Below are 24,912 nucleotides of genomic sequence, written 5' to 3'. Positions count from 1 at the left end.
AACAAAGTGGAAGTCAAGTGCTTTTTAATGCTATAATTTAAAGCTTAGCATTTTTCTCACCTCGTTCTATGCACTATTTTGAGATAGGGTATCTATGGCTGGAAATGAGCAGCAACAGTCGCGCTTAAAGGAACTGATTGCCCGCGGTAAGGAGCAGGGCTACCTCACCTACGCAGAAGTAAATGATCACCTGCCGGAAGATATATCTGATCCAGATCAGGTTGAAGATATCATTCGCATGATCAACGACATGGGGATTTCAGTTTCTGAAGAAGCGCCCGATGCCGAAACTCTGCTAATGACCGATGGCGATTCATCAACAGATGAAGCCGATGCAGAAGAAGCTGTAGCCGCTCTGGCCGCTGTAGAATCTGACGTTGGTCGTACCACTGACCCTGTCCGCATGTATATGCGTGAAATGGGTACCGTAGAACTTCTGACCCGTGAAGGCGAGATTGTTATCGCCAAGCGCATTGAGGAAGGTCTGCGTCAGGTTATGCACTCCCTGTCCTATCTGCCTGGCCAGATTGATGACATTCTGGCAGCATACGATGAAAGTCAGACAGAAGAAGGTCGCTTGAGTGATCTGCTGATTGGTTATATTGATGCGGACGGGGATGAGGAAGATATCCCGGAAGCAGAAATTGACGCCAGCGATCTGGCTGACGACGATGACGACGATGATGACGACGATGACGAAGGCGACGGTGGACCTGATCCTGAAGAAGCCCGTATTCGTTTCGAGCGTCTGAGAGAATTGAATAATGCAGTATATGCTGCAGCGGAACAGCACGGTAAAGAAAGCGCTCAGTATCGCGCAGCACAATCTGCTCTGGCAGAGCACTTCGCTCCGATCAAGCTGACACCAAAATACTTTGAGATGATGGTTTATCGGGTTCGCAGCAGCATGGAAGGCATCCGTGCTCAGGAACGCCGTATCATGCAGCTGTGTGTGCGTAAAGCCAGAATGAGCCGTAAGGAATTCATTGCCTCCTTCCCGGGCAATGAGACCAACCAGGAATGGCTGGATAATATTCTGTCTGATAAACCAGAATATTCCCGCGCTCTGGAAAGGCAGCGCATTGATATTCTGCGTGCTCAGCGTAAAATCGCTACCGTTGAACAGGACCTTCAGCTGACGCTTAACGAGATCAAAGAAGTTAATCGTCGTATGTCTATCGGTGAGGCAAAAGCTCGTCGCGCCAAAAAAGAGATGGTTGAAGCGAACCTGCGTCTGGTAATTTCTATCGCTAAGAAATATACCAACCGCGGACTGCAGTTCCTGGATCTGATTCAGGAAGGCAATATCGGCCTGATGAAAGCGGTTGATAAATTCGAATACCGCCGGGGTTATAAGTTCTCGACTTATGCAACCTGGTGGATTCGTCAGGCAATTACCCGTTCTATTGCCGATCAGGCTCGCACCATTCGTATTCCGGTTCATATGATTGAAACAATCAATAAACTGAACCGCGTATCACGCCAGATGCTGCAGGAAATGGGCCGCGAGCCTACACCTGAAGAGCTGGGTGAACGCATGGAAATGCCTGAAGATAAGGTTCGCAAGGTTCTGAAAATTGCGAAAGAGCCTATTTCGATGGAAACGCCAATTGGTGATGATGAAGATTCCCATCTGGGTGATTTTATCGAAGATACCGCAATGGAGTCTCCGGTGGATTCAGCCACTGGAGAAGGCTTGGTTGAAGCCACTCGCTCTGTACTTGGCGGCCTGACAGGACGTGAAGCTAAAGTACTGCGTATGCGCTTTGGTATTGATATGAATACCGACCATACTCTGGAAGAGGTAGGCAAACAGTTTGATGTGACTCGCGAGCGTATTCGTCAGATTGAGGCTAAAGCGTTACGCAAACTTCGCCACCCGACCCGCTCTGAGCATCTGAGAAGCTTTATCGACGAATAAAGCCGACAGATGAGCCTGAACCAGGTGTAAAAAACCCCGCAATATGCGGGGTTTTTTATTCAGATTCATTCAACTTTTTCGAAGAAACCAGCTCAGAACAATTCTATGCTATCACTCTCTTTTTCTGGTTTACCCACCTGATTACGCCCACTCTCTTTAGCCCGATACAAACACTGATCTGCAATCCTGAATAATTCATCAGCCTCTGGTACTGCAAAGCCATCATACGGATGGGTATACACACCAACAGAGGTTGTTACACAACCGAACTCCGCATTATTAATATGCTCAATATTTAATGCCTCAATCTCAGCCCTGACTTTCTCAGCAAGAGCAACAGCAGCATCCTCATCAAGTAAAGCAACAATAGCAAACTCTTCTCCGCCAAGACGAAAGCAGGCAGCATCACCTTCATGAGTGCAATACTGCAGCGCTGCAGCAGTCTCTTTCAGTACATCATCCCCTTTCTGATGGCCATAGGTATCGTTATATTTCTTGAAGTTATCGACATCAAAAATCATCAGACTGATTGCCTGTTCATTATCATGAGCATCCTGCAGTAGCTGATCAAAACAATGATTGAAGTGTCTTCGGTTATACAATCCTGTCAGAGCATCTCGGATCGACAGCTCTATCACCATTTTATGATCAGTAATATCCTGATGCACCGCAATATAGCCAATCTTATTACCATACAGATCATAATCAGCCGTGATCGATGCCTGAACCCAGTACGTACTGCCATCTTTACGCTGATTACACATCTCGCCCTGCCAGTCTTTACCACTGGCAATAGAATCCCAAAGCGAAGCATAGGTTTTATTCGCGGTATCCGGGTGACGAACAACAGCATGGCTCTTACCTAACAGTTCATGCCGGTGAAACCCGGATGCCTGACAGAATGCATCACTGACATCCGTAATGATGCCATCCAGGTCAGTTCTGGAAGTAATCACATATTGATTAATAATACCCAGATAAGCCTTAGCCACATGGGTCGTCTCCTCCCTGGTCTGGCTCAGGCGGGATAACCGACGACTGCCATATAGCAGAATTATTAACAAAATGGTTAGTAAACTCAGGTAAATAGGGTCCATATGAACTAGCGATATTTCTTGTTTAAATTATCATCTATTCCGCTCTCAGTTCATTTTTCATCCGGCAATTCATACCCTGTGCCGATATAACATCCTTCTGAAAACAGAATCACTTTTTTTGATTAAGCATAAGTCATACCAAAGAGTCCTCTGGCAGGCATACTTAATACCAGCAGACCTGACATTATCTCACGAAGCCAGCCGCTGAATATGGGACAAATCAATAATTAATTCATAAATAAGGAAAAGTCATTTTAAATTATGACAGATCAGCGTCGTCGTCGCTGAGCTGAAGAGAGTAAACCAGAAGAGGGAAGAGATGCCGCAGGAGCCACATCGGATAACTGAACGCCATGCCGCACCGGATATAAAGGATATAAACGGAAAAAATCTGCCAGCTCAAAGTGCTTCATCAGCTGTTCGCTGTACCGGATTCTCCGGTTTCTGTTCAGGCTGAAGCCTTTGTAACCAAGCAACTCCAGACATACCGGACATACTGATAAACTACGCCGTGTTTTATCTGCCAATACAGGAAAAGGAGAGCTCTGGCAGGTCGTAGCGATCAGAGCGTTATCAGACAATGCTTCCAGCTCAGGGCATAGTGCGAGATGAAAAAAAGCCTTCTTTCCAACAGGCTTTTCCTTTTCAAAGACAACCACCCGGCCATTTTTAATCGCCAGTGTCATATCCGGAAGAAGACGCAGAGTGTCCAGCTTTACAGAGACCCCTCGATTTTCCAGTCTGGACCTTTCTTCACCCGTCAGATGCCTGTCCGGATCAAACAGTTCAAAATGACCTGTCTTAGTTGCGGCCATCTGACGACGCAGATCCAGCACAGGCTCAAACCGATTAAAATCAGGAAGCTTCATTGTTCAGCCACACCTCTGTCATCATCCAGAAACTCCTGCAAAATTTCCCGAATCCTGGAATCCGCGTCTGTCACCAGCCTGAATTCCACTCGCCTTGATCGCTCACCATTTTCTGAGCGATCATCATTAAGCACCAACCGGGAAGAGGATAAACCATTGGCTGTCAGTTGAGCTTTCAGCCACTCTTTCTCATACTCCACCTCAGGCAAGGCCAGCAAATACCCCAGAGTAGAGCGCGTCCGGGCCTGAGACAGGCGCATATTATTGATATAAGCCTGATCAGGTGTTCTGGCATTAGTCCAGTCACTGGATGTATGCCCTTCTATACGCACTTCCGAAATATCATCCCGATATTTTTCTGAAGTAATAATCCGGGTATAACGGGGGAAAAAATCTGCCAGAATCTCTTTAAACTCAGGCTGTAAAGACGATTTACCCAGGTCAAACATGACGTCAGTATTATAGAATTGCAGACTCAGATCTTCAGCTTTAAGCTCAGCCCCCCAGCGTGGCAGATCATCTTTAAATTCCTGATACAGATCCTGGTACAGCTGTTCCCTAAGATTCTGATACAGCAGGGCCACCTGCTTAATTTTCTCAGTCTCCCGTTCCAGAATGACCATATAAGCCACAGCAACCAGCAGAAAAACCATCATCAGCCCGGCCATAAGGTCACTGACCGCAACCCAATGAGCCCCTTCTTCAGCATTCAGGTTATCATCCTCACTCTGAGGCTGATCCAGACGATTCACGACTTACCCTTCCGCTCAGCCTGATCCGGCAAACGACCAGCCATTTCAACCACTTTTTTCAGCTTTTCAGTCAGTGGCAGATAATCACTGACAAACTTCTCAGACAGCGCAGTCAATTGACAACCAAACGTCTGTAAAGCATGAGTCAGTTCTTTCTCCATCGCACTATCCATACGCACCAGCTGTTGTTCATTTCTGTCCAGCATTCTGACAAGCATATCATTCTGACTGGCATTCACTTTCTGCATATCATCCACCAGCTGCTGATTCACTGTAATCACCGTCTGCTCAATAGTATCCGCGGTCTGAGTTAGCAGATGATTCATCTGACGATGGCTTTCACTGATGCCTGCTGCCAATTCTTCTGTCAGTGCCATAACACGCCCCTCCAGTGCTGGCAGACCATCCGATGCTTTACTGACCAGATTAGCCAGACTCTCCAGATATGCACCCAATGAATCAGATTGTTGCTGAAGACCTGACATAACATCACCCAGCTTCTCGGACACATCATTAAACGCCTGGGTATGCTGTACCATAGTTCTGTAGGCATCGGTTGCTTTATCCAGCACATCCCCATTAGCTTTCTGCTGCTCCAGCAGCTTAGCCAGCTCACCTTTATAATTGTCCTGCCACTGTACCATCAGACCAACGGCTTCATTCAACTGACGAAAATTATCACCATACTGCACCGTAATCTTATCGTTAAAGCTATTCATGAGATCAGAAATAGCAGACGTCAGAGCATGACTGTTAGCATCCACCATTTCCTGCTGATACTGACCGATAACCTGTTCAAGTCTGCCCAGATGCCGCTCCAGCCCTTGCGTTGAGGACTCCATTCGCGCCCCGATATCTGCCAGCCCTGAGTTATTAAGAATCAGGCGAATATCTCCCAGCAGAGTCGCCAGGTCATCTACTGTCGCTCCGGTATATTTTGTTTCTGTCTCATAGTTACGTACATGATTCAGAACATGACGTAACTTAATTGTCATCGCTGCTAACAAACCGGCAATAGAAGACCAGAACGCCGTTTTAAGACCTTCAATCAGAGGTGGAACACTGCCTTCAATATCAGTGGAATCAAAATCCATTAAACCCAGTGCAACACCAAGGAATGTACCAAAAATACCAATACTGGTCAGAATAGAAGGTGCCACATTGACCGTTCTCAGAGAGTAAACCGGCCCATGAAAATAGATGGTCAGGCTGACAATAATCAGTATCACCACCAGTGTGAGAGGAGAAAAAGTCGTTAACAGATCCATGACTATCGCTTACTCAGAATGAATGCCTATTATGGCGTTATCTTACCTGAGTGAAAATGCTTAATAGAGTGGATATTCAGGTGTTTTTACAAATCAGACACATAAATAGCAACAGCTATAAACGCAGAAGGCCTCGGAGTTTTCACTCCAAGGCCTTCCTGAGGTTCAGATGATCAGGGTGTTAAATTACCCACCCAGATACTTGATCATCACACCTGCAGCAACGGCGGAACCGATAACACCCGCAACGTTCGGGCCCATAGCGTGCATGAGCAGGAAGTTGTGGGGATTGTATTCCAGCCCCAGTTTGTTGGATACACGTGCTGCCATAGGCACAGCCGATACACCTGCAGAGCCAATCAGCGGGTTCACCGGAGTCGCAACCACGCGATTCATCAGCTTCGCCATGATCACACCACAAGCAGTACCAATACCGAATGCTACGATACCCAGAGCCAGAATACCCAGAGTTTCTACAGCCAGGAATTTCTCGGCCATCAGCTTAGAGCCGACCGACAGCCCCAGAAAAATCGTTGTGATGTTAATCAGTGCGTTCTGAGCCGTATCACTCAGACGATCAACAACACCCGTTTCTTTCATCAGGTTACCGAAGCAGAACATACCCAGTAGTGGCGCTGCATCTGGCAGCAACAAAGCGACCAGTATCAGCAGAACCAGAGGGAATACAATCTTCTCAGTCTTAGATACAGTACGCAGCTGAACCATCTCAATCTTACGTTCTTCCGGCGTCGTCAGCGCGCGCATGATAGGCGGCTGAATCAGAGGCACCAGAGCCATGTAAGAGTAAGATGCTACTGCAATAGCACCCAGCAATTCAGGTGCCAGCAGGCTTGCTACATAAATAGACGTAGGGCCATCCGCACCACCGATAATACCGATTGCCGCAGCCTGCTGCACAGAGAAGTCCATCAGCCCCAGAGCAGACAGACCTACCGCACCCAGTACAGTTGCGAAGATACCGAACTGAGCAGCAGCCCCCAGGAACAGAGTCTTAGGGTTGGCCAGCAAAGGACCAAAGTCAGTCATAGCACCCACGCCCATAAAGATAACCAGAGGTGCAATACCACTGGCAATCGCTACGGAATAGAAGCTGTACAGCATACCATTCGAGTAACCCGCATCCTGGGCTGCCAGCTGAGCCGCCGCATAAGCGCTGGGCTTAGCGTCGTGCACCAGATGCAGCAAAACCTCAGGATCTGTACTATTGGCACCCAGTACCTGAGCAATTGACGCCAGTACTTCTGGCTGGGCCATATGCACAGCCTGCTCTGCAGCAGACAAAGCCAGCCCGGCTTCAGGAATGTTAGCCAGCAGGCCACCAAAACCGATTGGAACCAGCAACAGAGGTTCGAAGTTCTTTACAATTGCCAGATACAGCAGGACCAGACAGATGAGGATCATCGACAGCTGTCCAAAACCCATATTGTAAAGACCCGAGCCCTGCCATAAGCTCAAAAGTTGTTCCATTTAAGTCAACCTCGTTATTTACAGCAGGACTTACAGAGTCAGCAGCGTGTCGCCAACAGCAACCGCATCGCCTTCACGAACATCTACAGAACCAACAGTACCAGCGCGTGGCGCACGTACTTCAGTTTCCATCTTCATCGCTTCCAGAATGATGACAACATCACCTTCCTGAACAGCCTGACCCGGATTAACCAGTACTTTAAAGATGTTACCCGCCAGAGGCGCGGCTACAGGAGCACCACCACTTGCTGGCGCCGCAGGAGCCGGTGCTGCCGCAGAAGCTGCTGCCGGTGCGATATTAGTGATATCACCACCTTCAGTTACCTGAACTACGTAGTTCTGGCCATTAACGGTGATGGTGTAAACTTCAGGACCAGTATTCTTGCTCACAGCTTTAGTACCTTCTTCTTCGGTTGGAACAGGTTCGAATGCATCAGGGTTGCCACGGTTTTCCAGGAATTTCAAACCGATTTGCGGGAACAGGGCATAAGTCAGAACGTCATCAATAGACTCAGAAGCCAGGTTAAAACCCTTCTCTTTTGCCAGATCGTTCAGCTCAGCAGTCAGTTTATCCACTTCGGCTTCCAGCAGATCTGCCGGACGACAGGTGATTGGCTCAGCACCATTCAGTACTTTAGCCTGCAGCTCTGCATTGTAAGCAGAAGGTGCGGCACCGTATTCACCTTTCAGGATACCCTGAGTCTCTTTGGAGATGCTCTTATAACGCTCACCGGTTAGTACATTCAGTACTGCCTGAGTACCTACAATCTGAGAGGTTGGCGTTACCAGAGGGATGTGCCCCAGATCTTCACGTACACGCGGGATCTCAGCCAGCACCTCATCGAACTTGTCTCCTGCACCCTGTTCACGCAGCTGGCTTTCCATATTGGTCAGCATGCCGCCAGGTACCTGTGCCACAAGAATACGGGAGTCAGTACCACGCAGGGCACCTTCAAACTTCGCGTATTTCTTACGCACTTTACGGAAGTAAGCCGCAATTTCTTCCAGCAGCAGCAGATCGATACCGGTGTCGCGGTCAGTGCCTTGCAGGGCAGCAACAACGGATTCAGTCGCTGTGTGACCATAGGTCATGGACATGGAAGAGATCGCCGTATCAACACGGTCAATACCGGCTTCTACCGCTTTCAGGATGGTCATATCGGACAGACCAGAAGTCGCATGCGCATGCAGCTGAACCTCCAGATCTGTTTCCGCTTTCAGGCGAGATACCAGTTCATAAGCATCGTATGGCGTCATAATGCCCGCCATATCTTTGATCGCGATAGAGTCTGCACCCATATCTTCGATCTGCTTCGCCAGGCTAACCCAGGCTTCCTGGTTATGAACCGGACTTGTAGTGTAAGACAACGTACCTTGCGCGTGCTTACCTACTTTCTTAACGGCTTCGAGTGCACGCTGCAGGTTACGTGGATCGTTCATCGCGTCAAAAACACGGAACACATCCACACCGTTAGTCGCAGCACGCTCAACAAACTTATCAACCACATCGTCAGCATAATGACGGTAGCCCAGCAGGTTCTGGCCACGCAGCAACATTTGATGACGGGTATTAGGCATCGCCTTTTTCAGTTCGCGAATGCGGTCCCACGGATCTTCTCCCAGGTAGCGAATGCAGGAGTCAAAAGTCGCTCCTCCCCAGGATTCTAATGACCAGAAACCTACTTTATCCAGCTTCTCTGCAATAGGAAGCATATCGTCAAGACGCAGGCGGGTCGCAAACAAAGACTGATGTGCGTCACGGAGCACAACATCAGTAATGCCTAGTGGTTTTTTGGACTCGGTCATGGGTATTGGCCTTTCCATTAATCATGAGTTTTTATTGGCTAAAAAAGCGTCTGCTCTTATTTGCCTGATCGGAACTTATGAACCGCTGCAGTCATTACAGCAATCAGCTCATCGTTACTGCCAGCAGCAGATGCGCTTGCAGGAGCCGGTTTACTTTTTGTCTCTGCCGGAGCCGGTTTTGCGTATTTCTGGACAACGTTTGACATTGCCTGTGTTGCATAAACCAGCAGGGTCAGGAACAAAAAAACAAACCCCATACCGAAAAGCATCAGACTGATGCCTTCGGAGATCAGCTCAGAAGGTTGCATTAAGCCATTCCTCGTTTAGTTTTCAGATGGGTCAGACTTTGACTAAGAGTCTGCCTTCTCTTTTATTGTGCCTCTTGCAGCGAACCCTGATGAACCTGTGCTCTCGCCCACCACACAGACACCAGGGCGCTGCTAATTTACCCTGATTCCGGGAACCTGGCAATAAAATACCGGGAAACTGCAGACAATTAGCAGGACTAACAGGTCAACTTCGGCAAAACAAACAGAAAAATGCAGACTAAAAGTTACCAGGACTCATTCAGATGATTCCCTTATCCTGAAGACGTTATATCATTGCATCTCCTGAGCAGGCATGACTTCTATCAACATCAGCCTATCTCTTTTACTTAACGACTACAGTGATTTTCAGATGCCCCTTGTTTCCAAAGAGTCCACGGACTCTCATACCAGACAACCGCCTGCAATACCATATACAGACCGTATAGCCCTGGCCCCAATGGAAGGTACCGTCGATTTCCATGTCCGACAGATTATCAGCGCAATAGGTGGCATCAGCTTCTGTGTGACGGAATTTCTCAGAGTCACCAATCAGCTTCAGCCCGCCAGAGCCTTTAAAAAAATCTGCCCGGAGCTACTACAACACAGCAGAACAAATAGTCAGACACCGGTACACCTGCAGCTACTGGGAAACAATATTCCACTGATTGCCCGCCACGCCTCCAAGGCGGTAGCACTTCTGGGAGCTGAAGTGATCGACCTTAATTTTGGCTGTCCGGCCAAAACTGTCAATCGTCATAAAGGAGGAGCAGTATTACTACAAACGCCGGATGACGTTCATCGGATAGTATCGGCTTCAGCTCAGGCTCTGGCAGATACTCACGGACGACTGACGGCCAAGATGCGCCTGGGCTATGAAGATAAAAGCCTGGTGTTTGAAAATCTGGCGGCAATAGAAGATGGCGGCGCATCCGAACTGACCGTCCACGCCAGAACCAAAATCGAAGGTTACAAACCACCCGCACACTGGGAATGGCTGGCACGTATCAGAGAAAAAGCCCGCATCCCTATTATTGCCAACGGCGAGGTCTGGAGCATTGAGGATTACCACAGGTGCCGGGAAGTCAGTGGTTGTCAGGATGTCATGATTGGACGCGGATTACTGGCCGATCCTTATCTGGCCTACAGAATTCGCCATGATATCAATGAAAAGCCCACTGAAGCAGATCTCGCCGCAGTAATCTTGCTCTATTTATGGCAAATTGAGCAGAATCACTGCCCTGAAAAATATCTGATATCCAGAGGCAAACAATGGCTGGCTATGATGAAGAAACAGGACCCCAGGATGGATACTCTGTTTAATCAGGCCAAAACCTGCATCAAAGCAGAACCCATGCTTGAACTGATTGAATCAACAGCCAGAGGGGACAGACTATTTGCCAGTCGCTTGCCAGCTGACTTCAACCAAAGACTAAGCAACTGAATGAGACTTTTCCGTAAAAGCCTCCCCCGATCTCAGATTGGGGAATATCAGACACAAAAAAGCCGGAATCAACAATGATTCCGGCTTTTCAATAATGGCCCGCTCGGGAGGATTCGAACCTCCGACCGCCTGGTTCGTAGCCAGGTACTCTATCCAGCTGAGCTACGAGCGGACAAAACAAACAGATAAAAGTAAATAGCATAAATATAATGCTTTACTTTTATTTCTGATAGTCAGGAATAAATGGCCCGCTCGGGAGGATTCGAACCTCCGACCGCCTGGTTCGTAGCCAGGTACTCTATCCAGCTGAGCTACGAGCGGGCAAATGATGTGGCGGAGAAGGAGGGATTCGAACCCTCGATAGAGCTACAAACTCTATACTCCCTTAGCAGGGGAGCGCCTTCAGCCTCTCGGCCACCTCTCCACAACAAAAACGATGTTCCGTAACAACGGAAAAAAAGCCAGAGTATAAACTCTGGCTTTTCTAAGAATGGCCCGCTCGGGAGGATTCGAACCTCCGACCGCCTGGTTCGTAGCCAGGTACTCTATCCAGCTGAGCTACGAGCGGGCAAAACTTTAAAACTCTGGCACAAGATGCCTGACTTTATTGAAAGTCGTAAACACTACCACATCTGATAAATGGCCCGCTCGGGAGGATTCGAACCTCCGACCGCCTGGTTCGTAGCCAGGTACTCTATCCAGCTGAGCTACGAGCGGGCAAATGATGTGGCGGAGAAGGAGGGATTCGAACCCTCGATAGAGCTACAAACTCTATACTCCCTTAGCAGGGGAGCGCCTTCAGCCTCTCGGCCACCTCTCCGAAACACGGCGCAAACTATACCATAGTTTTCCGGGATGTCTATAACTTTGTTAAAGTTTTTTAGTTATTTTATCGTAACTTATGAATCACCCTGCTCTGAGCCTTCTTTCTCACGCTGAATGCGCTGATAAATCTCTTCACGGTGAACAGCCACTTCTTTCGGTGCATTTACACCAATGCGTACCTGGTTACCTTTAACACCCAGCACAGTTACAGTAACTTCATCACCAATCATCAGGGTTTCGCCAACGCGGCGGGTTAAAATCAACATGGTTGAATCTCCTTATCTCCTCGGGGTACTGCTACCATTCTGAGGCAGCAGCATAAAAAGATGGATGTAGAGGCCATCTTGTCAGATCAAGCGCATATTATGCGTTAAAACACACCTGGCTCAACTGTTTCCTGCATTATGTATCATTAATTTACCCTGATTTCACAGAAAAAATATACTGCTTTGTACAGAATTTACACATAATCAGCAAAGAACAGGGGCTGGCTCAAAAAACAGGGCCTGACTTAATTAAAGTAGACCCTGGATGAAAGTTCAAAAGCTGTTTCAGTCTTCTTCCTTATCCAGACCAAACGCAGTGTGCAATGCACGTACCGCAAGCTCCATAAACTTCTCATCAATCACAACAGAAATCTTAATTTCTGAAGTGGATACCATGCGGATGTTAATCCCCTCATCCGACAGCACCTTAAACATCTTACTGGCAACGCCAGCGTGAGAGCGCATCCCCACACCGACCAGAGACACTTTAGCGATTCCATTATCACCGGAAATTTCACCGGAGCCCATCTCTTCAACAACACCTTCCAGTACACCCATAGCTTTTTTATAATCACCACGGGCAACCGTGAAAGTAAAGTCAGTGGTTTTTCCGTCCGGAGCCACGTTCTGAACAATCATGTCCACTTCAATATTAGCATCGCCTACAGGTCCCAGGATTCGGGAAGCAACACCCGGCATATCTGGCGCATTCAGCACCGTCAGTTTAGCTTCATTCGCCGTAAAGGCGATACCAGAGATCAGAGGTTCTTCCATTGCGTCGACTTCCTCAGCAACAATCAGAGTACCCGGGCCATCCTGAAAACTGGACAGAACCCGAAGTGGAACATTGTATTTACCCGCAAACTCAACAGATCGAATTTGCAGCACTTTGGAGCCCAGACTGGCAAGCTCCAGCATCTCTTCAACCGTAACCGTTTCCAGGCGCTTCGCTTTTGAGCAAACCCTCGGATCCGTGGTGTAGACACCATCAACATCGGTGAAAATCTGGCACTCATCGGCTTTCAGGGCAGCGGCCAGAGCCACACCAGTGGTATCAGAACCGCCACGACCCAGTGTTGTGATATTGCCTTCTTCATCCGCACCCTGGAAGCCTGCCACAACCACGACACGCCCCAGATTCAGGTCATTACGAATCTTATCGTCATCAATTTTCTTAATACGAGCTTTGGTATGGGAGCTGTCAGTCACAATACTGACCTGGGAGCCGGTATAGGAAATAGCCGGACACCCCATATGATTCAGCGTCATCGACAACAGAGCAATAGTGACCTGCTCCCCGGTCGAAACCAGCATATCCATCTCACGGGGAGTCGGATCATCATTAATTTCATTAGCCAGTGCGATCAGACGGTTGGTTTCACCGCTCATAGCCGAGACCACAACAACAACATCATGGCCTTCGTCACGGTAACCTTTTACCTTCTCAGCAACAGCTTTGATACGCTCGATGGAGCCTACAGAGGTACCACCAAACTTCTGAACGTAAAGAGCCATTGTTACACTTTTCCCTTTTCGGGTGATTCAAAAAGCCCGGCATAAAGCCGGGCCCCTGTTGTGATCTTACAGCGAGACCACTCTCCTGTGTCAGAAAACTGCTTTTAAGACAGTTTTTCTTCAACCCAGGCCTGAACGGATTCCAGTGCGCCAGGCAGTGCCGCAGGGTTATTACCGCCCGCTTGCGCCATATCCGGGCGACCACCGCCTTTACCGCCAATTTGTGTCGCAACGTGATTAACCAGCTCACCCGCTTTCACTTTGCCAGTCAGGTCTTTACTGACGCCAGCGATCAGAGCAACCTTGTCGCCATTTACAGCAGCCAGTACCAGAGCACAGCTGCCCAGTTTGTTTTTCAGCTGATCCATCATATCACGCAGAGACTTACCATCTGCACCTTCAACGTTCACCGCCAGCACCTTAGCGCCGGCAATCTCAACCGCTTGAGAGGCCATATCAGAACCTGCCGCACTGGCCAGTTTAGCTTTCAGCTGCTCCAGCTCTTTTTCCAGTGCACGGCTACGATCCAGGCTAGCCGACAGACGCTCAACCAGTTGATCCGGTTTAGACTTCAGCAGACCCGCTGCTTCGCTCAGCTGAGCTTCACGGCTCTGGGTGTAAGCAATGGCTTCAGCACCGGATACCGCTTCAACACGACGTACGCCAGACGCGATACCACCTTCAGACACAATACGTACCAGACCGATATCACCGGTGCGCTTAGCGTGAGTACCACCACACAGCTCAACGGAGAACTCACCCATGCTCAGTACTCGTACTTCACCGGCGTACTTCTCGCCAAACAGCGCCATAGCACCTTTAGCTTTTGCGGCTTCCAGATCCATCAGTTCCGTGGTTACTTCCAGATTTGCCTGGATCTGAGCGTTAACAATCTCTTCAACCTGCTTCAGCTGCTCTGGGGTTACCGCTTCAAAGTGGCTGAAGTCAAAACGCAGACGCTGGCTGTCGCACAGAGAACCTTTCTGCAGTACGTGATCGCCCAGCACCAGACGCAGTGCTTCATGAACCAGGTGAGTTGCCGAGTGGTTATGAGCGGTACGCAGACGCAGATCTGCTTCAACCACAGCATTGATGCTATCGCCTTTGCTGACAGAACCTTCCGCTACCAGACCATGATGCAGAAAAGCACCGCTGGCTTTTTGCGTATCACGTACGTCAAAACGCGCACCGTCTTTAGTCAGGATACCGCAATCACCCACCTGACCACCGGATTCTCCATAGAAAGGCGTTTGATCCAGTACGATCACACCCTCTTCACCGGCATTCAGTGTGTCAACTTCTTTACCGTCACGGAACAACGCAACAACAGAGCCTGTGCCTTCGGTACCGTCGTAACCGGTAAATACCGTTTCAGAATCCACTTTGATCAGAGCATTGTAGTCCAGGCCGAAACTGCTACTGGAACGAGCACGCTCACGCTGAGCTTCCATCGCTACTTCAAAGCCGGCTTCGTCCACTTCCAGATCACGTTCACGGGCGATATCAGCCGTCAGATCCATTGGAAAACCATAGGTGTCGTACAGTTTAAATACCACGTCACCCGGGATCACTTTACCTTCCAGATCGGCCAGATCCTGCTCCAGAATCTTCAGACCCTGCTCCAGCGTCTTAGCAAACTGCTCTTCTTCCGATTTCAGCAGACGCACAATCGTTTCCTGCTGAGCACGCAGCTCTGGGAAAGCATCACCCATTTCGTCAGCCAATGCAGATACCAGCTGGTGGAAGAACAGACCGGTGGCACCCAGCTTGTTACCGTGACGACAAGCACGACGGATAATACGACGCAGTACGTAACCACGACCTTCATTAGAAGGAATCACACCATCGGCAATCAGGAAGCTACAAGAACGGATATGATCCGCGATCACTTTCAGTGATGGGTTACCATCGTTGGCACAACCCACTGCATCCGCTACCGCTTTCAGCAGGTTCTGGAACAGATCGATATCGTAGTTGCCATGAACGCCCTGCATTACTGCACTGATACGCTCCAGACCCATACCGGTATCCACAGACGGTGCAGGCAGAGGCTGCATCTCACCATCGGCAGTACGGTTGAACTGCATAAATACCACGTTCCAGATTTCGATATAACGGTCGCCATCTTCTTCCGGCGTACCTGGCAGGCCACCTTCAATCTCAGGGCCGTGATCGTAGAAAATCTCAGTACAAGGACCACAAGGACCGGTATCACCCATCGCCCAGAAGTTATCTGATGCGTATGGTGCGCCCTTGTTATCACCGATGCGAATCATGTGATCTTCAGGTACACCGACTTCTTTGGTCCAGATATCATAGGCTTCATCATCCGACGCATATACGGTCACGTACAGCTTTTCGGTTGGCAGGCCCATGTAGGCTTTAGAGGTCAGGAATTCCCACGCGAAGTTAATCGCATCCTGTTTGAAATAATCACCAAAGCTGAAGTTACCCAGCATCTCAAAGAAAGTATGGTGACGGGCGGTATAACCCACATTTTCCAGGTCATTGTGCTTACCACCGGCACGCACACACTTCTGGGAAGTCGTTGCACGGGTATAGTCACGTTTCTCCATACCCAGGAAACAATCTTTAAACTGGTTCATACCTGCGTTAGTAAACAGCAGGGTAGGATCATCAGCAGGCACCAGTGAACTACTGGTCTCAATTTTATGGCCTTTAGATTCAAAGAATTTCAGGAAGGCCTGGCGAATATCTGCGCTTTTCATACAACAGGTCCGTTGGCGAATGCATGATCGAAGGCCCGGATGACGGGCATGACAATCACTCTGACAATGAGCGAGATAACTGCCCTAATCTGTACGTAGTCCGGGGGTAAAGGGCAAACATTATAAGACCTGTGCTCAGGAAAGGTAGTATTACTTTGATCTTAGAGCGGATTTTTGTCGGAAGATGGCAACTTATACCGGAACGTTCAGCTCATTAGCTGACATATTTTTGAGAATCATTCTCGAAAAAGCTCATCAAAACGGGATAAAGCCCATCGAATCTGATCACTGCTGAAACCCCGCTGATATAAATGACGTTGCTGCTTCTGACGCATCTTAAAATCATCACTGGGTTGTCGGAATTTTTTCTCCAGCTGGCGACAGGCATACTCATTCCACTGCTTATCACGGCTGTCGATATATTCCTCAATCAACTGACTGTCCAGACGGTACTGATTCAGATACTGAGCAATATACTGAGGGCCATACCCTCGCTCTTTACGAGCTCTGACCAGCATTTCAATATAGCGCTCATCACTCTGATACCCACTATCCTGCAAACGCTGTATCACCTGATCTACCTGCTGAGAAGCTGATAAACCCTTCTCTTCAGTATCATTTATCTCAGAGTGATATTGTCGATCCGTCTCCACCTTTGCCAGCAGCTTCTGCTTCAGCTCTACTGCAGCATAGTCTCTGCGAGACAACAGATCGATAGCCGCCTGATAGATTTCAGATTCAGAGGTCAGTTTTCGGCCAGACATAATGACAGCGATTCCGGTAATTGGAGGACAGGATAATAAAGAGCCAGAAAGTCTGTCAGATTATCTGAAAAACTTTCTGGCTAAGCAGAGCAAAGGAAAATATCTGTTATATTCTGATTCGACTATTTAAGGAAGGTTCCTCAGATCAACCATCTTTTTATTTAAATAGCCAGACCTGTAAATCAGCTTATAACAATTTATCGTCCTGAGGTTCAGCCTTATCCGCTTCAGCCTCTTTAGCATCAGCTTCTTCTTTAGTCGGGATTGATGTCAGCAACAGCTCACGCAGCTTGCCATCAATTTCACTCATAATATTCGGATTATCCAGCAGGTACTGAGCCGCATTCGCTTTACCCTGGCCAATCTTAGTACCGTTATAGCTATACCAGGCACCGGCTTTATCTACCAGCTTATTCTGGACACCCAAATCAATCACTTCACCGGCATGGTAGATGCCCTGGCCATAAAGAATCTGGAATTCAGCCTGTTTAAATGGTGGCGATACCTTATTCTTCACTACCTTCACACGGGTTTCATTACCGATGACTTCATCACCCTGTTTCACAGAGCCGGTACGACGAATATCCAGACGTACAGATGCATAGAATTTCAGTGCATTACCGCCGGTTGTGGTTTCCGGGTTACCGAACATCACACCAATCTTCATACGGATCTGGTTAATAAAGATCACCAGACAGTTGGCATTTTTGATATTGCCGGTAATTTTACGCAGTGCCTGAGACATCAGGCGCGCCTGCAGCCCCATGTGAGAATCACCCATCTCACCTTCAATTTCTGCACGAGGCGTCAGAGCAGCTACCGAGTCAACAATCACCACGTCAACCGCATTCGAACGCACCAGCATATCCGTGATTTCCAGTGCCTGTTCACCGGTATCCGGCTGAGACACCAGCATTTCATCCAGGTTGACGCCCAGCTTTTCAGCATAAATAGGGTCCAGAGCGTGTTCCGCATCGACGAAAGCACAGGTTTTTCCCAGTTTCTGAGCTTCTGCAATGACCTGCAGTGTCAGTGTCGTTTTACCAGAAGATTCAGGGCCAAAGATTTCAACAATACGACCAAATGGCAGACCGCCGATACCCAGTGCCACATCAAGACCCAGAGAGCCGGTGGAGACCGAAGGAATCGCTTCACGAGGCTGCTCGCCCATACGCATAATGGCGCCTTTACCGAACTGACGCTCAATCTGAGTCAATGCGGCGCCCAGCGCCTTCTGACGGTTTTCCTGATCTGACATAACGCACCTTTAAGTAAACTCTTCAACTGGACAAATACTGTATATGAAAACAGTATCCGTGTACAGTATAGCCCTGAAGGGTAAAATGATTTTATCGGCCTGATTCAGACCGTGTTACTGGTGCTTATTATAAAACGATCCGTGCCTTCATCCGATAAAAAATAGCCCATCCGGATTATTCATATTCAGTCTGCTAACGCTTTCTGCCTGAGAGCAACCAGAGCCATAATCTGTGCATCTCGCTATGATTCTGATAAATCAACAGGTTAGCAGGACTGATATCGGTTACTGTATACGACATTATGAAACTCTATATCGCTGAAAAACCCAGCCTGGGACGCGCCATTGCTGCGGTTCTGCCTAAGCCTCATAAAAAACATGACGGTTATATCGAGACCGGTCAGGGAGACTGCGTCAGCTGGTGTATTGGCCACTTACTGGAACAGGCTGATCCCGAAGCCTACGATCCGGCATTAAAAAAGTGGCAACTGGATAAACTGCCTATTATCCCGGATGAATGGCAACTGGAGCCGAAAAAGCAAACCCGTAAGCAGCTGACCGTTCTGCGTAAACTGGTGAAACAAGCCTCAGTGCTGGTCAACGCTGGCGACCCGGACCGGGAAGGACAATTACTGGTCGATGAAGTCATCAGTTACCTGAAAGTCCCTGTCAGTAAACGCCAGAATACCCGCCGTGTGCTGATCAGTGACCTCAACCCGGGTGCTGTCCGTAAGGCGCTGAATAATGAGCGCAGTAATCTGGAATTTGTACCTCTGGCAACGTCTGCTCTGGCCCGCAGCCGCGCCGACTGGTTGTATGGTATCAACCTGACCCGCGCCTATACTCTGAAAGGCCAGCAAGCCGGATATAAAGGCGTGTTATCTGTCGGACGGGTACAGACCCCTGTACTGGGTCTGGTGGTACGACGGGATGAAGAGATCAGACAGTTTCAGCCCAAAAATTATTATGAAGTACTGGCACATCTGCAGTTTCAGCTTTCGGCGGCAGATAAGACAGCATCAGATGAACACCATTTTACCGCTCAGTGGCAACCCAGCGAAGCCTGTTTGCCCCATATGGACGAAGAAGGGCGGGTGCTGAATAAAAAGCTGGCTGAGCATGTGGTGACTCGTATTCACGATCAGCCTGCGCTGGTGACCGATGTTGAACAACAGAGTAAGAAAGAATCACCGCCAATGCCTTTTAACCTGTCACAATTGCAGATTGCGGCCAATAAACGTTTTGGCTTTTCTGCCCAGCAGGTACTGGATCTGTGTCAGGCCCTGTATGAAAAGCATAATCTGATTACCTATCCCAGGTCCGACAGCCGTCACCTGCCAAAAGAACAGCTTAAGGATGTATCATCGGTGATTCAGGCCATTGGCCGGACTGCTCATAATCTGGGAAATGGTGCAGAACAGGCTGATCAGGCATTGGTCAGTAAAGCCTGGAATGACAGCAAGGTAGATGCCCACCACGCCATCATTCCAACCACTAAAAGCATGGATGCATCACGCTTATCGGCCCAGGAACTTAAATTGTACGAACTGGTAGCCCGACAGTATCTGGCACAGTTTTATCCGGCTTATCGATATAATACTCAGCAGATCAGCTTTGATATTGCCGGAGGCCTGTTTATTGCCAAAGCCCGGCAGAATATTGATCTGGGCTGGAAAAAGCTGTTTGAGCAGGAGCCGGATGAACAGCACCTGCCCGCCATGAAGAAAGGCGATACCCTGCACTGCAGTCATGGAGAACTACTGGAAAAACAGACTCAGCCGCCAAAACACTTTACCGATGCAACCCTGTTGTCAGCCATGACGGGAATCGGCCGTTTCGTCAAAGATAAAGCCATTAAAAAAATCCTGAAAGATACCGACGGTCTGGGCACCGAGGCGACCCGAGCCGGTATTATTGAGCTACTGTTCAAACGGGGCTTTCTGCAACGACAGAATAAACTGATTCTGTCGACACCTGCCGGACAGGCACTGATTAACAACCTGCCAGAATCTGCAACGCTGCCGGATATGACTGCGCACTGGGAATCTATGCTGGAGCAAATCAGTCAGAAAGCGCTGAAATACGATGGTTTTATGACTCCCATGCAGCAGCAACTGAACAGCATGGTTGAGCAGGCTAAAACCACTCAGATGTCTGGCCTGGCCGGATTGGAAAATAGCAACGGCTTTAAAAAGAAAGGCCGCCGGTCATCTGGCTATAGCCGCTCAGGTTCTGGTGCAGGCAAATCATCCGGCTCAAAAAGCCGACAAAAAACCGGGAGCAACAGAAACGCCTGAATCGGAGCAACCGTTGAAATATGACAGAATCCGGGGATCAGAGTAACTCTGATGCCCGGATTATGCTCTGTTCCTGCACCTCAATATCTCTCAGGCTTTGTGCCACATAACGAACATGTGCCCGGGCAGCTCTCTGGGCTTTTACAGGCTGCCTGCGGGTGATTGCCTGCCAGATCTGCTGATGATGCTTGTCCATCTGAGGCTTAAAGGCATCCCTGTGACTCAGGTTATAAACGGATGCTGCGACCGAGTGCTGCACCAGACCTTTCAGGCTGCTCAGAATATGTACCAGAACACCATTGTGTGAGGCCTCTACGATAGCCTGATGAAATGCATGATCCCGTTCAGCCAGGCGTTGCGGGTCCTTTTCATCCTTCATGGCGTTAAACGCTTTGGTTATCCAGTAAAAATCCTGCTCTGATCCTCGCTCAGCAGCCAGAGCTGCAGCCTGTCCTTCCAGTTGTTCTCTGACCTCATACACATCATACAAGGTCCGGTTATGCCCCAGAAAAAGCTGCATCAAAGGTTCATTATCTTCAGGCTTAGCCAGAGTATCGCAGACAAAGGAACCCTGACCGTGCCGGGTTTCGATGACCCCCTGCCCCTGCAGAGATTTCAGCGCCTCCCGCACCATCGCCCGGGATACGCCTAAACGAGCCATCAACTGACGCTCAGAGGGCAGCTTATCGCCCGGAGCCAGTGCCGCATCCAGAATCAACGCTTCTATCGAACGAGCTACAGCCTGAGCAGTCGTTAAAGAAGTTGACGGTGCACCGGATAACGAGGACATAAGAGGACATTACCTTAGAAGAAACATTAAACAAAACTGGTCTGACCAGTTGAAAAATAATAGACGACAAGAGAACTCTCTCGCCATCATTAAATATTGTCACACTATTCAATGGCAAATAAAGAGACTGGAGTCCACAAAGATGAATCCCCCTGTACTGGCGTTTGACGTATATGGCACCTTAATTAATACCCATGGCGTAGTGGAATTACTGGAGACTCTGGTTGGTGATCAGGCCAGATTATTCTCGCAAACCTGGCGGGACAAACAGCTGGAATATGCTTTTCGCAGAGGTCTGATGCAAAATTATGCTGATTTTGCAGTCTGTACCCGGGATGCCCTTGAATACACCTGTCTGTGGCTTAAACACGATCTGTCAGATGAACAAAAACAGCAACTGATGGCTGCTTATCGTACCCTGCCTGCGTTTGATGATGTCGCTCCGGCGCTGACAGCCTTACAGGCCGCAGATGTACGCATGTACGCTTTCTCTAATGGCCGGGCAGAAGCGGTAGAAACCCTGCTGCAATCGGCAGGTATCCGGGAGCATTTTACCGGGGTTGTCAGTGTGGATGATATGAAATCCTTTAAACCCAATCCGGGAGTGTACAGTCACTTTCTGCGTCAGGCCCAGGCGACCGGAGAGAATGCCTGGCTGATCTCCAGCAATCCCTTTGATGTGCTTGGCTCTATCTCTGCAGGGATGCGTTCCGCCTGGGTTCAACGCTCCCCTGATGCCGTGTTTGATCCCTGGGGTACAGAGCCCAGCCTGGTGATTCGTCAGCTGACAGAGCTGAAAGACGCACTGGGGGCCTGATAGCTCCCTGGCAAAGCGCCAGAGACATAATCGCAACAGATAATAAAAATAAAACAACAGGATGTGATGATGAGTCAATCAGGTAAACCAGACCGGCAGACGCTGGCCCGGCTGTTTTCCGAATTTATCGATCCGGAATATGTTATTGCGGATGAAGAAACCCAAAAGCCATATGAATGTGATGGGTTATCAATGTACTGCGAGATGCCGCTGATCGTAGTCCTGCCGGAAACCCTGAAACAGGTACAGCAGGTGATGAAAATCTGCCACCAGTATCAGATTCCGGTAGTGGCCCGTGGTGCCGGCACGGGCTTATGCGCCGGTGCCATGCCCCATAAAGAGGGCGTGGTACTGTCTCTCGCTAAATTTAACCAGATACTGGATATTGATCCTCTGGCCCGGACCGCACGCCTTCAACCGGGTGTGCGTAATCTGGCAATCAGTGAAGCGGCTGCAGAATATGGCCTGTACTACGGCCCTGACCCGTCATCTCAGATCGCCTGTACCATCGGTGGAAATATTGCAGAAAACTCGGGGGGAGTGCATTGCCTGAAATATGGCCTGACAGTACATAACGCTCTGAGTGTCGAAATGATCACCGTAGAAGGCGAACGGGTTATTCTTGGCAGTGAGGGTCTGGACAGTGCCGGGCTGGATCTGATGGCACTGATTACCGGCTCTGAAGGATTACTGGGGGTTGTCACCGAAATCACTGTTCGTCTGCTGCCGGTGCCGGAAAAAGCCCAGGTTGTCATGGCAGGCTTTCATACAGTACAGGCTGCCGGTGATGCTGTCGGTGCTGTCATCGCCGCTGGCATTATCCCCGCAGGCCTGGAAATGATGGATACCCACGCGATTCATGCTGCAGAAGCCTTCGCTAATGCCGGTTACCCACTGGATGCTGAAGCACTGCTGCTATGTGAGCTGGATGGCACCACTGAAGAAGTGGATCAGTATATTGAACGTGTTGAGCAGTTTTTTCTGCAACAGGGTGCCAGTTCCGTCCAGGTGTCCGGTAGCGAAGCCGAACGAGCCGCCATGTGGAAAGGTCGTAAATCCGCCTTCCCGGCTGTAGGACGTATCTCACCGGATTATTACTGCATGGATGGCACGATTCCCCGCAGTCAACTGGCACGGGTACTGACAGAAATGCAGAAAATGTCTGCAGAATACGGGCTCAGAGTGGCTAATGTTTTCCATGCCGGAGATGGCAACCTGCACCCTCTGATTCTGTTCGATGCCAACGTTCCCGGTGAATTTGAGAAGACAGAAGCCTTTGGTGGCCGCATTCTGGAATTGTGTGTTGAGGTCGGTGGCTGTATTACCGGCGAACACGGTGTTGGTATGGAAAAAATACGCCAGATGTCTGCCCAGTTCAATGAACAGGAGATTGCTCAGTTCCATCGCCTGAAGCAGGCTTTTGATCCTGCCGGAACTCTGAATCCCGGAAAGGGCATACCGGTACTGAAGCATTGTCAGGAATACCGCTCATTACCCTCCAGCGATACCTCTGTGATGCCTCTGACCCACCACCATTCAGCAGGAGATCATTCATGAAAGACCTGACACTTCAGCTGATTGACCAGGTCTGCCAGGCTTATCAGCAACGTACCCCCCTGATGATTCAGGGCAATAACAGCAAGGCCTTTGCTGGCAGAACACCTCATAAAAATAAGGCCAAAGATAATGTGAGTACGCTCTCCACAGCCGCCCATACCGGCATTATCAGTTATCAGCCGGTGGAGTTAGTCATGACCGCCAGAGCAGGCACAACTCTGGCAGAACTCCGGGCGGCTCTGGATGAGCATCAGCAGATACTGGCTTTCGAAGCGCCGGACTTTGATGGCCAGGCAACGATAGCCGGTACACTGGCAACAAACCTGTCAGGCCCGGCCAGACCCTGGACCGGCTCGGTACGGGATATGGTGCTGGGTACACGACTGATCAATGGCACAGGTGAATACCTGAGGTTTGGTGGTCAGGTGATGAAGAATGTTGCAGGCTATGATGTCTCCAGAATGCAGGCTGGTGCTCTGGGCACACTGGGTGTCATCACAGAGATAAGCTTTAAAGTATTGCCTCGTCCGGAGTACAGCACAGGACTGACTCTTGAACTGCCAGCCAGTGAAGCGATTGTTCTGATGAACCAGCTGGCCGGACAGGCTAACCCGATAACCGGTGCCTGCTGGTATCGGGATCAGCTGCATATTCGTTTATCCGGCGCAGCCCGGGCTGTGGATAAAACAGTCACGTCATGGTCACAGAAGTATGGCTTCCAACAGGCAACCCAGGATAATTTCTGGCAGCAACTGCAGCACCAGCAACTGCCGGTGTTTACAGAAACCGGTGCACTATGGCGTTTCTCAGTAAACAGCACGGCTGATGATCTGGCTCCGGCGGTTCACCAGACAGGCATTGAGGTCTCAGATAGCCTGATCGACTGGTGTGGATCACAACGCTGGTTGCGCACACCAGAAACCTTAGCCGAACAACAGAACACCCAGTTGCAGAGCCTGCAAAGGCTGGCTGAAAACGCCAGAGGCTCCGTCACTCTGTGGCAGGGTGGTGACCGGTCGCAGGAGATCAATCAGACACTGAATCCTGTTCTGGAACGCCTGCATAAAAATGTTAAACAGGCCATGGACCCAGCCGGTATTCTGAATCCGGGCCGACTGTACAGCTGGATGTAAGGAGATCTGTT

19 protein-coding genes and 6 tRNA genes are annotated in these 24,912 nt (G+C 49.3%); 6 read left to right on the top strand and 19 right to left on the bottom strand.

From position 1 onward, the window contains the following. The first annotated feature begins 94 nt into the window (after nucleotides 1-94). Nucleotides 95-1,921 carry an RNA polymerase sigma factor RpoD gene (rpoD, locus tag H4O21_RS14500; RefSeq protein ID WP_182809590.1) on the top strand — a complete coding sequence of 609 codons (1,827 nt, stop codon included), beginning with the start codon at nucleotides 95-97 and terminating at the stop codon, nucleotides 1,919-1,921. Between the two features lie 92 nt (nucleotides 1,922-2,013). On the opposite strand, the gene H4O21_RS14495 is transcribed toward rpoD, so the two are convergent. From H4O21_RS14495 to H4O21_RS14465, 7 genes are all read right to left on the bottom strand, one after another. Then, nucleotides 2,014-3,018 (bottom strand): sensor domain-containing diguanylate cyclase, encoded by a 1,005-nt coding sequence (locus H4O21_RS14495; protein WP_182809589.1) that lies wholly within the window; start codon nucleotides 3,016-3,018, stop codon nucleotides 2,014-2,016. 269 nt (nucleotides 3,019-3,287) lie between these two features. Further along, entirely contained in the window at nucleotides 3,288-3,887 is a 600-nt protein-coding gene (locus H4O21_RS14490; RefSeq protein WP_182809588.1) for a hypothetical protein, read from the bottom strand. After that, nucleotides 3,884-4,639 (bottom strand): OmpA/MotB family protein, encoded by a 756-nt coding sequence (locus H4O21_RS14485; RefSeq protein WP_368737557.1) that lies wholly within the window; start codon nucleotides 4,637-4,639, stop codon nucleotides 3,884-3,886. The genes H4O21_RS14490 and H4O21_RS14485 overlap by 4 nt, the downstream gene beginning before the upstream one ends. Beyond that, the gene (locus tag H4O21_RS14480) at nucleotides 4,636-5,907 is read right to left on the bottom strand and encodes a hypothetical protein (RefSeq protein ID WP_182809587.1); all 1,272 of its coding nucleotides are present in this window, start codon (nucleotides 5,905-5,907) and stop codon (nucleotides 4,636-4,638) included. The genes H4O21_RS14485 and H4O21_RS14480 overlap by 4 nt, the downstream gene beginning before the upstream one ends. A gap of 186 nt (nucleotides 5,908-6,093) precedes the next feature. After that, complete coding sequence (locus tag H4O21_RS14475) at nucleotides 6,094-7,395, bottom strand: sodium ion-translocating decarboxylase subunit beta (RefSeq protein WP_182809586.1); 1,302 nt, start codon at nucleotides 7,393-7,395, stop codon at nucleotides 6,094-6,096. A gap of 30 nt (nucleotides 7,396-7,425) precedes the next feature. After that, entirely contained in the window at nucleotides 7,426-9,201 is a 1,776-nt protein-coding gene (gene oadA / locus H4O21_RS14470; protein WP_182809585.1) for a sodium-extruding oxaloacetate decarboxylase subunit alpha, read from the bottom strand. A 56-nt stretch (nucleotides 9,202-9,257) separates the two neighbouring features. Next, nucleotides 9,258-9,509: an OadG family protein gene (locus H4O21_RS14465; RefSeq protein WP_182809584.1), complete on the bottom strand. Its 252-nt coding sequence runs from the start codon at nucleotides 9,507-9,509 to the stop codon at nucleotides 9,258-9,260. Between the two features lie 313 nt (nucleotides 9,510-9,822). On the opposite strand from H4O21_RS14465, the gene H4O21_RS14460 reads away from it, so the two are divergent. Beyond that, nucleotides 9,823-10,950 carry a tRNA dihydrouridine synthase gene (locus H4O21_RS14460; RefSeq protein WP_255487311.1) on the top strand — a complete coding sequence of 376 codons (1,128 nt, stop codon included), beginning with the start codon at nucleotides 9,823-9,825 and terminating at the stop codon, nucleotides 10,948-10,950. Between the two features lie 95 nt (nucleotides 10,951-11,045). Here the strand turns inward: H4O21_RS14460 and H4O21_RS14455 are convergent. From H4O21_RS14455 to recA, 11 genes are all read right to left on the bottom strand, one after another. Beyond that, a tRNA-Arg gene (locus tag H4O21_RS14455) sits at nucleotides 11,046-11,122 on the bottom strand. Between the two features lie 72 nt (nucleotides 11,123-11,194). Next, nucleotides 11,195-11,271 (bottom strand) — tRNA-Arg (locus tag H4O21_RS14450). Between the two features lie 10 nt (nucleotides 11,272-11,281). Beyond that, nucleotides 11,282-11,374 (bottom strand) — tRNA-Ser (locus tag H4O21_RS14445). A gap of 67 nt (nucleotides 11,375-11,441) precedes the next feature. Beyond that, nucleotides 11,442-11,518: transfer RNA gene (locus tag H4O21_RS14440), tRNA-Arg, on the bottom strand. A gap of 72 nt (nucleotides 11,519-11,590) precedes the next feature. Next, nucleotides 11,591-11,667, bottom strand: a tRNA-Arg gene (locus tag H4O21_RS14435). Between the two features lie 10 nt (nucleotides 11,668-11,677). After that, nucleotides 11,678-11,770, bottom strand: a tRNA-Ser gene (locus H4O21_RS14430). Nucleotides 11,771-11,849: 79 nt separating this feature from the next. Further along, nucleotides 11,850-12,041, bottom strand: coding sequence for a carbon storage regulator CsrA (gene csrA / locus H4O21_RS14425; RefSeq protein WP_182809583.1), 192 nt, complete (start codon nucleotides 12,039-12,041; stop codon nucleotides 11,850-11,852). A 285-nt stretch (nucleotides 12,042-12,326) separates the two neighbouring features. Further along, entirely contained in the window at nucleotides 12,327-13,556 is a 1,230-nt protein-coding gene (locus H4O21_RS14420; protein WP_182809582.1) for an aspartate kinase, read from the bottom strand. A 104-nt stretch (nucleotides 13,557-13,660) separates the two neighbouring features. After that, nucleotides 13,661-16,285, bottom strand: coding sequence for an alanine--tRNA ligase (gene alaS, locus H4O21_RS14415; protein WP_182809581.1), 2,625 nt, complete (start codon nucleotides 16,283-16,285; stop codon nucleotides 13,661-13,663). 236 nt (nucleotides 16,286-16,521) lie between these two features. Further along, nucleotides 16,522-17,049, bottom strand: a complete 528-nt coding sequence (locus tag H4O21_RS14410; protein WP_182809580.1) for a regulatory protein RecX — start codon at nucleotides 17,047-17,049, stop codon at nucleotides 16,522-16,524. Between the two features lie 187 nt (nucleotides 17,050-17,236). Beyond that, a complete protein-coding gene (gene recA / locus H4O21_RS14405; protein WP_182809579.1) occupies nucleotides 17,237-18,307 on the bottom strand; it encodes a recombinase RecA in 1,071 nt (356 codons plus the stop codon). A 302-nt stretch (nucleotides 18,308-18,609) separates the two neighbouring features. On the opposite strand from recA, the gene H4O21_RS14400 reads away from it, so the two are divergent. Further along, complete coding sequence (locus H4O21_RS14400; RefSeq protein ID WP_182809578.1) at nucleotides 18,610-20,604, top strand: DNA topoisomerase III; 1,995 nt, start codon at nucleotides 18,610-18,612, stop codon at nucleotides 20,602-20,604. Nucleotides 20,605-20,641: 37 nt separating this feature from the next. Here H4O21_RS14400 and H4O21_RS14395 read toward each other — a convergent pair whose 3' ends face one another. Next, complete coding sequence (locus tag H4O21_RS14395; protein WP_182809577.1) at nucleotides 20,642-21,394, bottom strand: FCD domain-containing protein; 753 nt, start codon at nucleotides 21,392-21,394, stop codon at nucleotides 20,642-20,644. A 142-nt stretch (nucleotides 21,395-21,536) separates the two neighbouring features. Between H4O21_RS14395 and H4O21_RS14390 the strand changes: the two genes are divergently transcribed. The 3 genes from H4O21_RS14390 (at nucleotide 21,537) to glcE (ending at nucleotide 24,901) form a co-directional block, all read left to right on the top strand. Continuing rightward, nucleotides 21,537-22,211, top strand: coding sequence for a haloacid dehalogenase type II (locus H4O21_RS14390; protein WP_182809576.1), 675 nt, complete (start codon nucleotides 21,537-21,539; stop codon nucleotides 22,209-22,211). A 66-nt stretch (nucleotides 22,212-22,277) separates the two neighbouring features. Beyond that, nucleotides 22,278-23,768, top strand: coding sequence for an FAD-linked oxidase C-terminal domain-containing protein (locus H4O21_RS14385; protein ID WP_255487310.1), 1,491 nt, complete (start codon nucleotides 22,278-22,280; stop codon nucleotides 23,766-23,768). Then, nucleotides 23,765-24,901, top strand: a complete 1,137-nt coding sequence (glcE, locus tag H4O21_RS14380) for a glycolate oxidase subunit GlcE (RefSeq protein WP_182809575.1) — start codon at nucleotides 23,765-23,767, stop codon at nucleotides 24,899-24,901. The genes H4O21_RS14385 and glcE overlap by 4 nt, the downstream gene beginning before the upstream one ends. Nucleotides 24,902-24,912 lie beyond the last annotated feature (11 nt).

This window comes from Oceanospirillum sediminis, assembly GCF_014164585.1.
Lineage (GTDB): Bacteria > Pseudomonadota > Gammaproteobacteria > Pseudomonadales > Halomonadaceae > Oceanospirillum > Oceanospirillum sediminis.
The sequence above is the reverse complement of the archived record's forward strand: the minus strand, read 5'-3'. Positions and strand labels throughout refer to the sequence as shown.

Bases quoted from the DNA above. Each gene is read 5' to 3' on its own strand.
- rpoD (WP_182809590.1), top strand. From the start codon at position 95: ATGGCTGGAAATGAGCAGCAACAGTCGCGCTTAAAGGAACTGATTGCC.
- H4O21_RS14495 (WP_182809589.1), bottom strand. From the start codon at position 3,018: ATGGACCCTATTTACCTGAGTTTACTAACCATTTTGTTAATAATTCTG.
- H4O21_RS14490 (WP_182809588.1), bottom strand. From the start codon at position 3,887: ATGAAGCTTCCTGATTTTAATCGGTTTGAGCCTGTGCTGGATCTGCGT.
- H4O21_RS14480 (WP_182809587.1), bottom strand. From the start codon at position 5,907: ATGGATCTGTTAACGACTTTTTCTCCTCTCACACTGGTGGTGATACTG.
- H4O21_RS14475 (WP_182809586.1), bottom strand. From the start codon at position 7,395: ATGGAACAACTTTTGAGCTTATGGCAGGGCTCGGGTCTTTACAATATG.
- oadA (WP_182809585.1), bottom strand. From the start codon at position 9,201: ATGACCGAGTCCAAAAAACCACTAGGCATTACTGATGTTGTGCTCCGT.
- H4O21_RS14465 (WP_182809584.1), bottom strand. From the start codon at position 9,509: ATGCAACCTTCTGAGCTGATCTCCGAAGGCATCAGTCTGATGCTTTTC.
- H4O21_RS14460 (WP_255487311.1), top strand. From the start codon at position 9,823: ATGACTTCTATCAACATCAGCCTATCTCTTTTACTTAACGACTACAGT.
- csrA (WP_182809583.1), bottom strand. From the start codon at position 12,041: ATGTTGATTTTAACCCGCCGCGTTGGCGAAACCCTGATGATTGGTGAT.
- H4O21_RS14420 (WP_182809582.1), bottom strand. From the start codon at position 13,556: ATGGCTCTTTACGTTCAGAAGTTTGGTGGTACCTCTGTAGGCTCCATC.
- alaS (WP_182809581.1), bottom strand. From the start codon at position 16,285: ATGAAAAGCGCAGATATTCGCCAGGCCTTCCTGAAATTCTTTGAATCT.
- H4O21_RS14410 (WP_182809580.1), bottom strand. From the start codon at position 17,049: ATGTCTGGCCGAAAACTGACCTCTGAATCTGAAATCTATCAGGCGGCT.
- recA (WP_182809579.1), bottom strand. From the start codon at position 18,307: ATGTCAGATCAGGAAAACCGTCAGAAGGCGCTGGGCGCCGCATTGACT.
- H4O21_RS14400 (WP_182809578.1), top strand. From the start codon at position 18,610: ATGAAACTCTATATCGCTGAAAAACCCAGCCTGGGACGCGCCATTGCT.
- H4O21_RS14395 (WP_182809577.1), bottom strand. From the start codon at position 21,394: ATGTCCTCGTTATCCGGTGCACCGTCAACTTCTTTAACGACTGCTCAG.
- H4O21_RS14390 (WP_182809576.1), top strand. From the start codon at position 21,537: ATGAATCCCCCTGTACTGGCGTTTGACGTATATGGCACCTTAATTAAT.
- H4O21_RS14385 (WP_255487310.1), top strand. From the start codon at position 22,278: ATGATGAGTCAATCAGGTAAACCAGACCGGCAGACGCTGGCCCGGCTG.
- glcE (WP_182809575.1), top strand. From the start codon at position 23,765: ATGAAAGACCTGACACTTCAGCTGATTGACCAGGTCTGCCAGGCTTAT.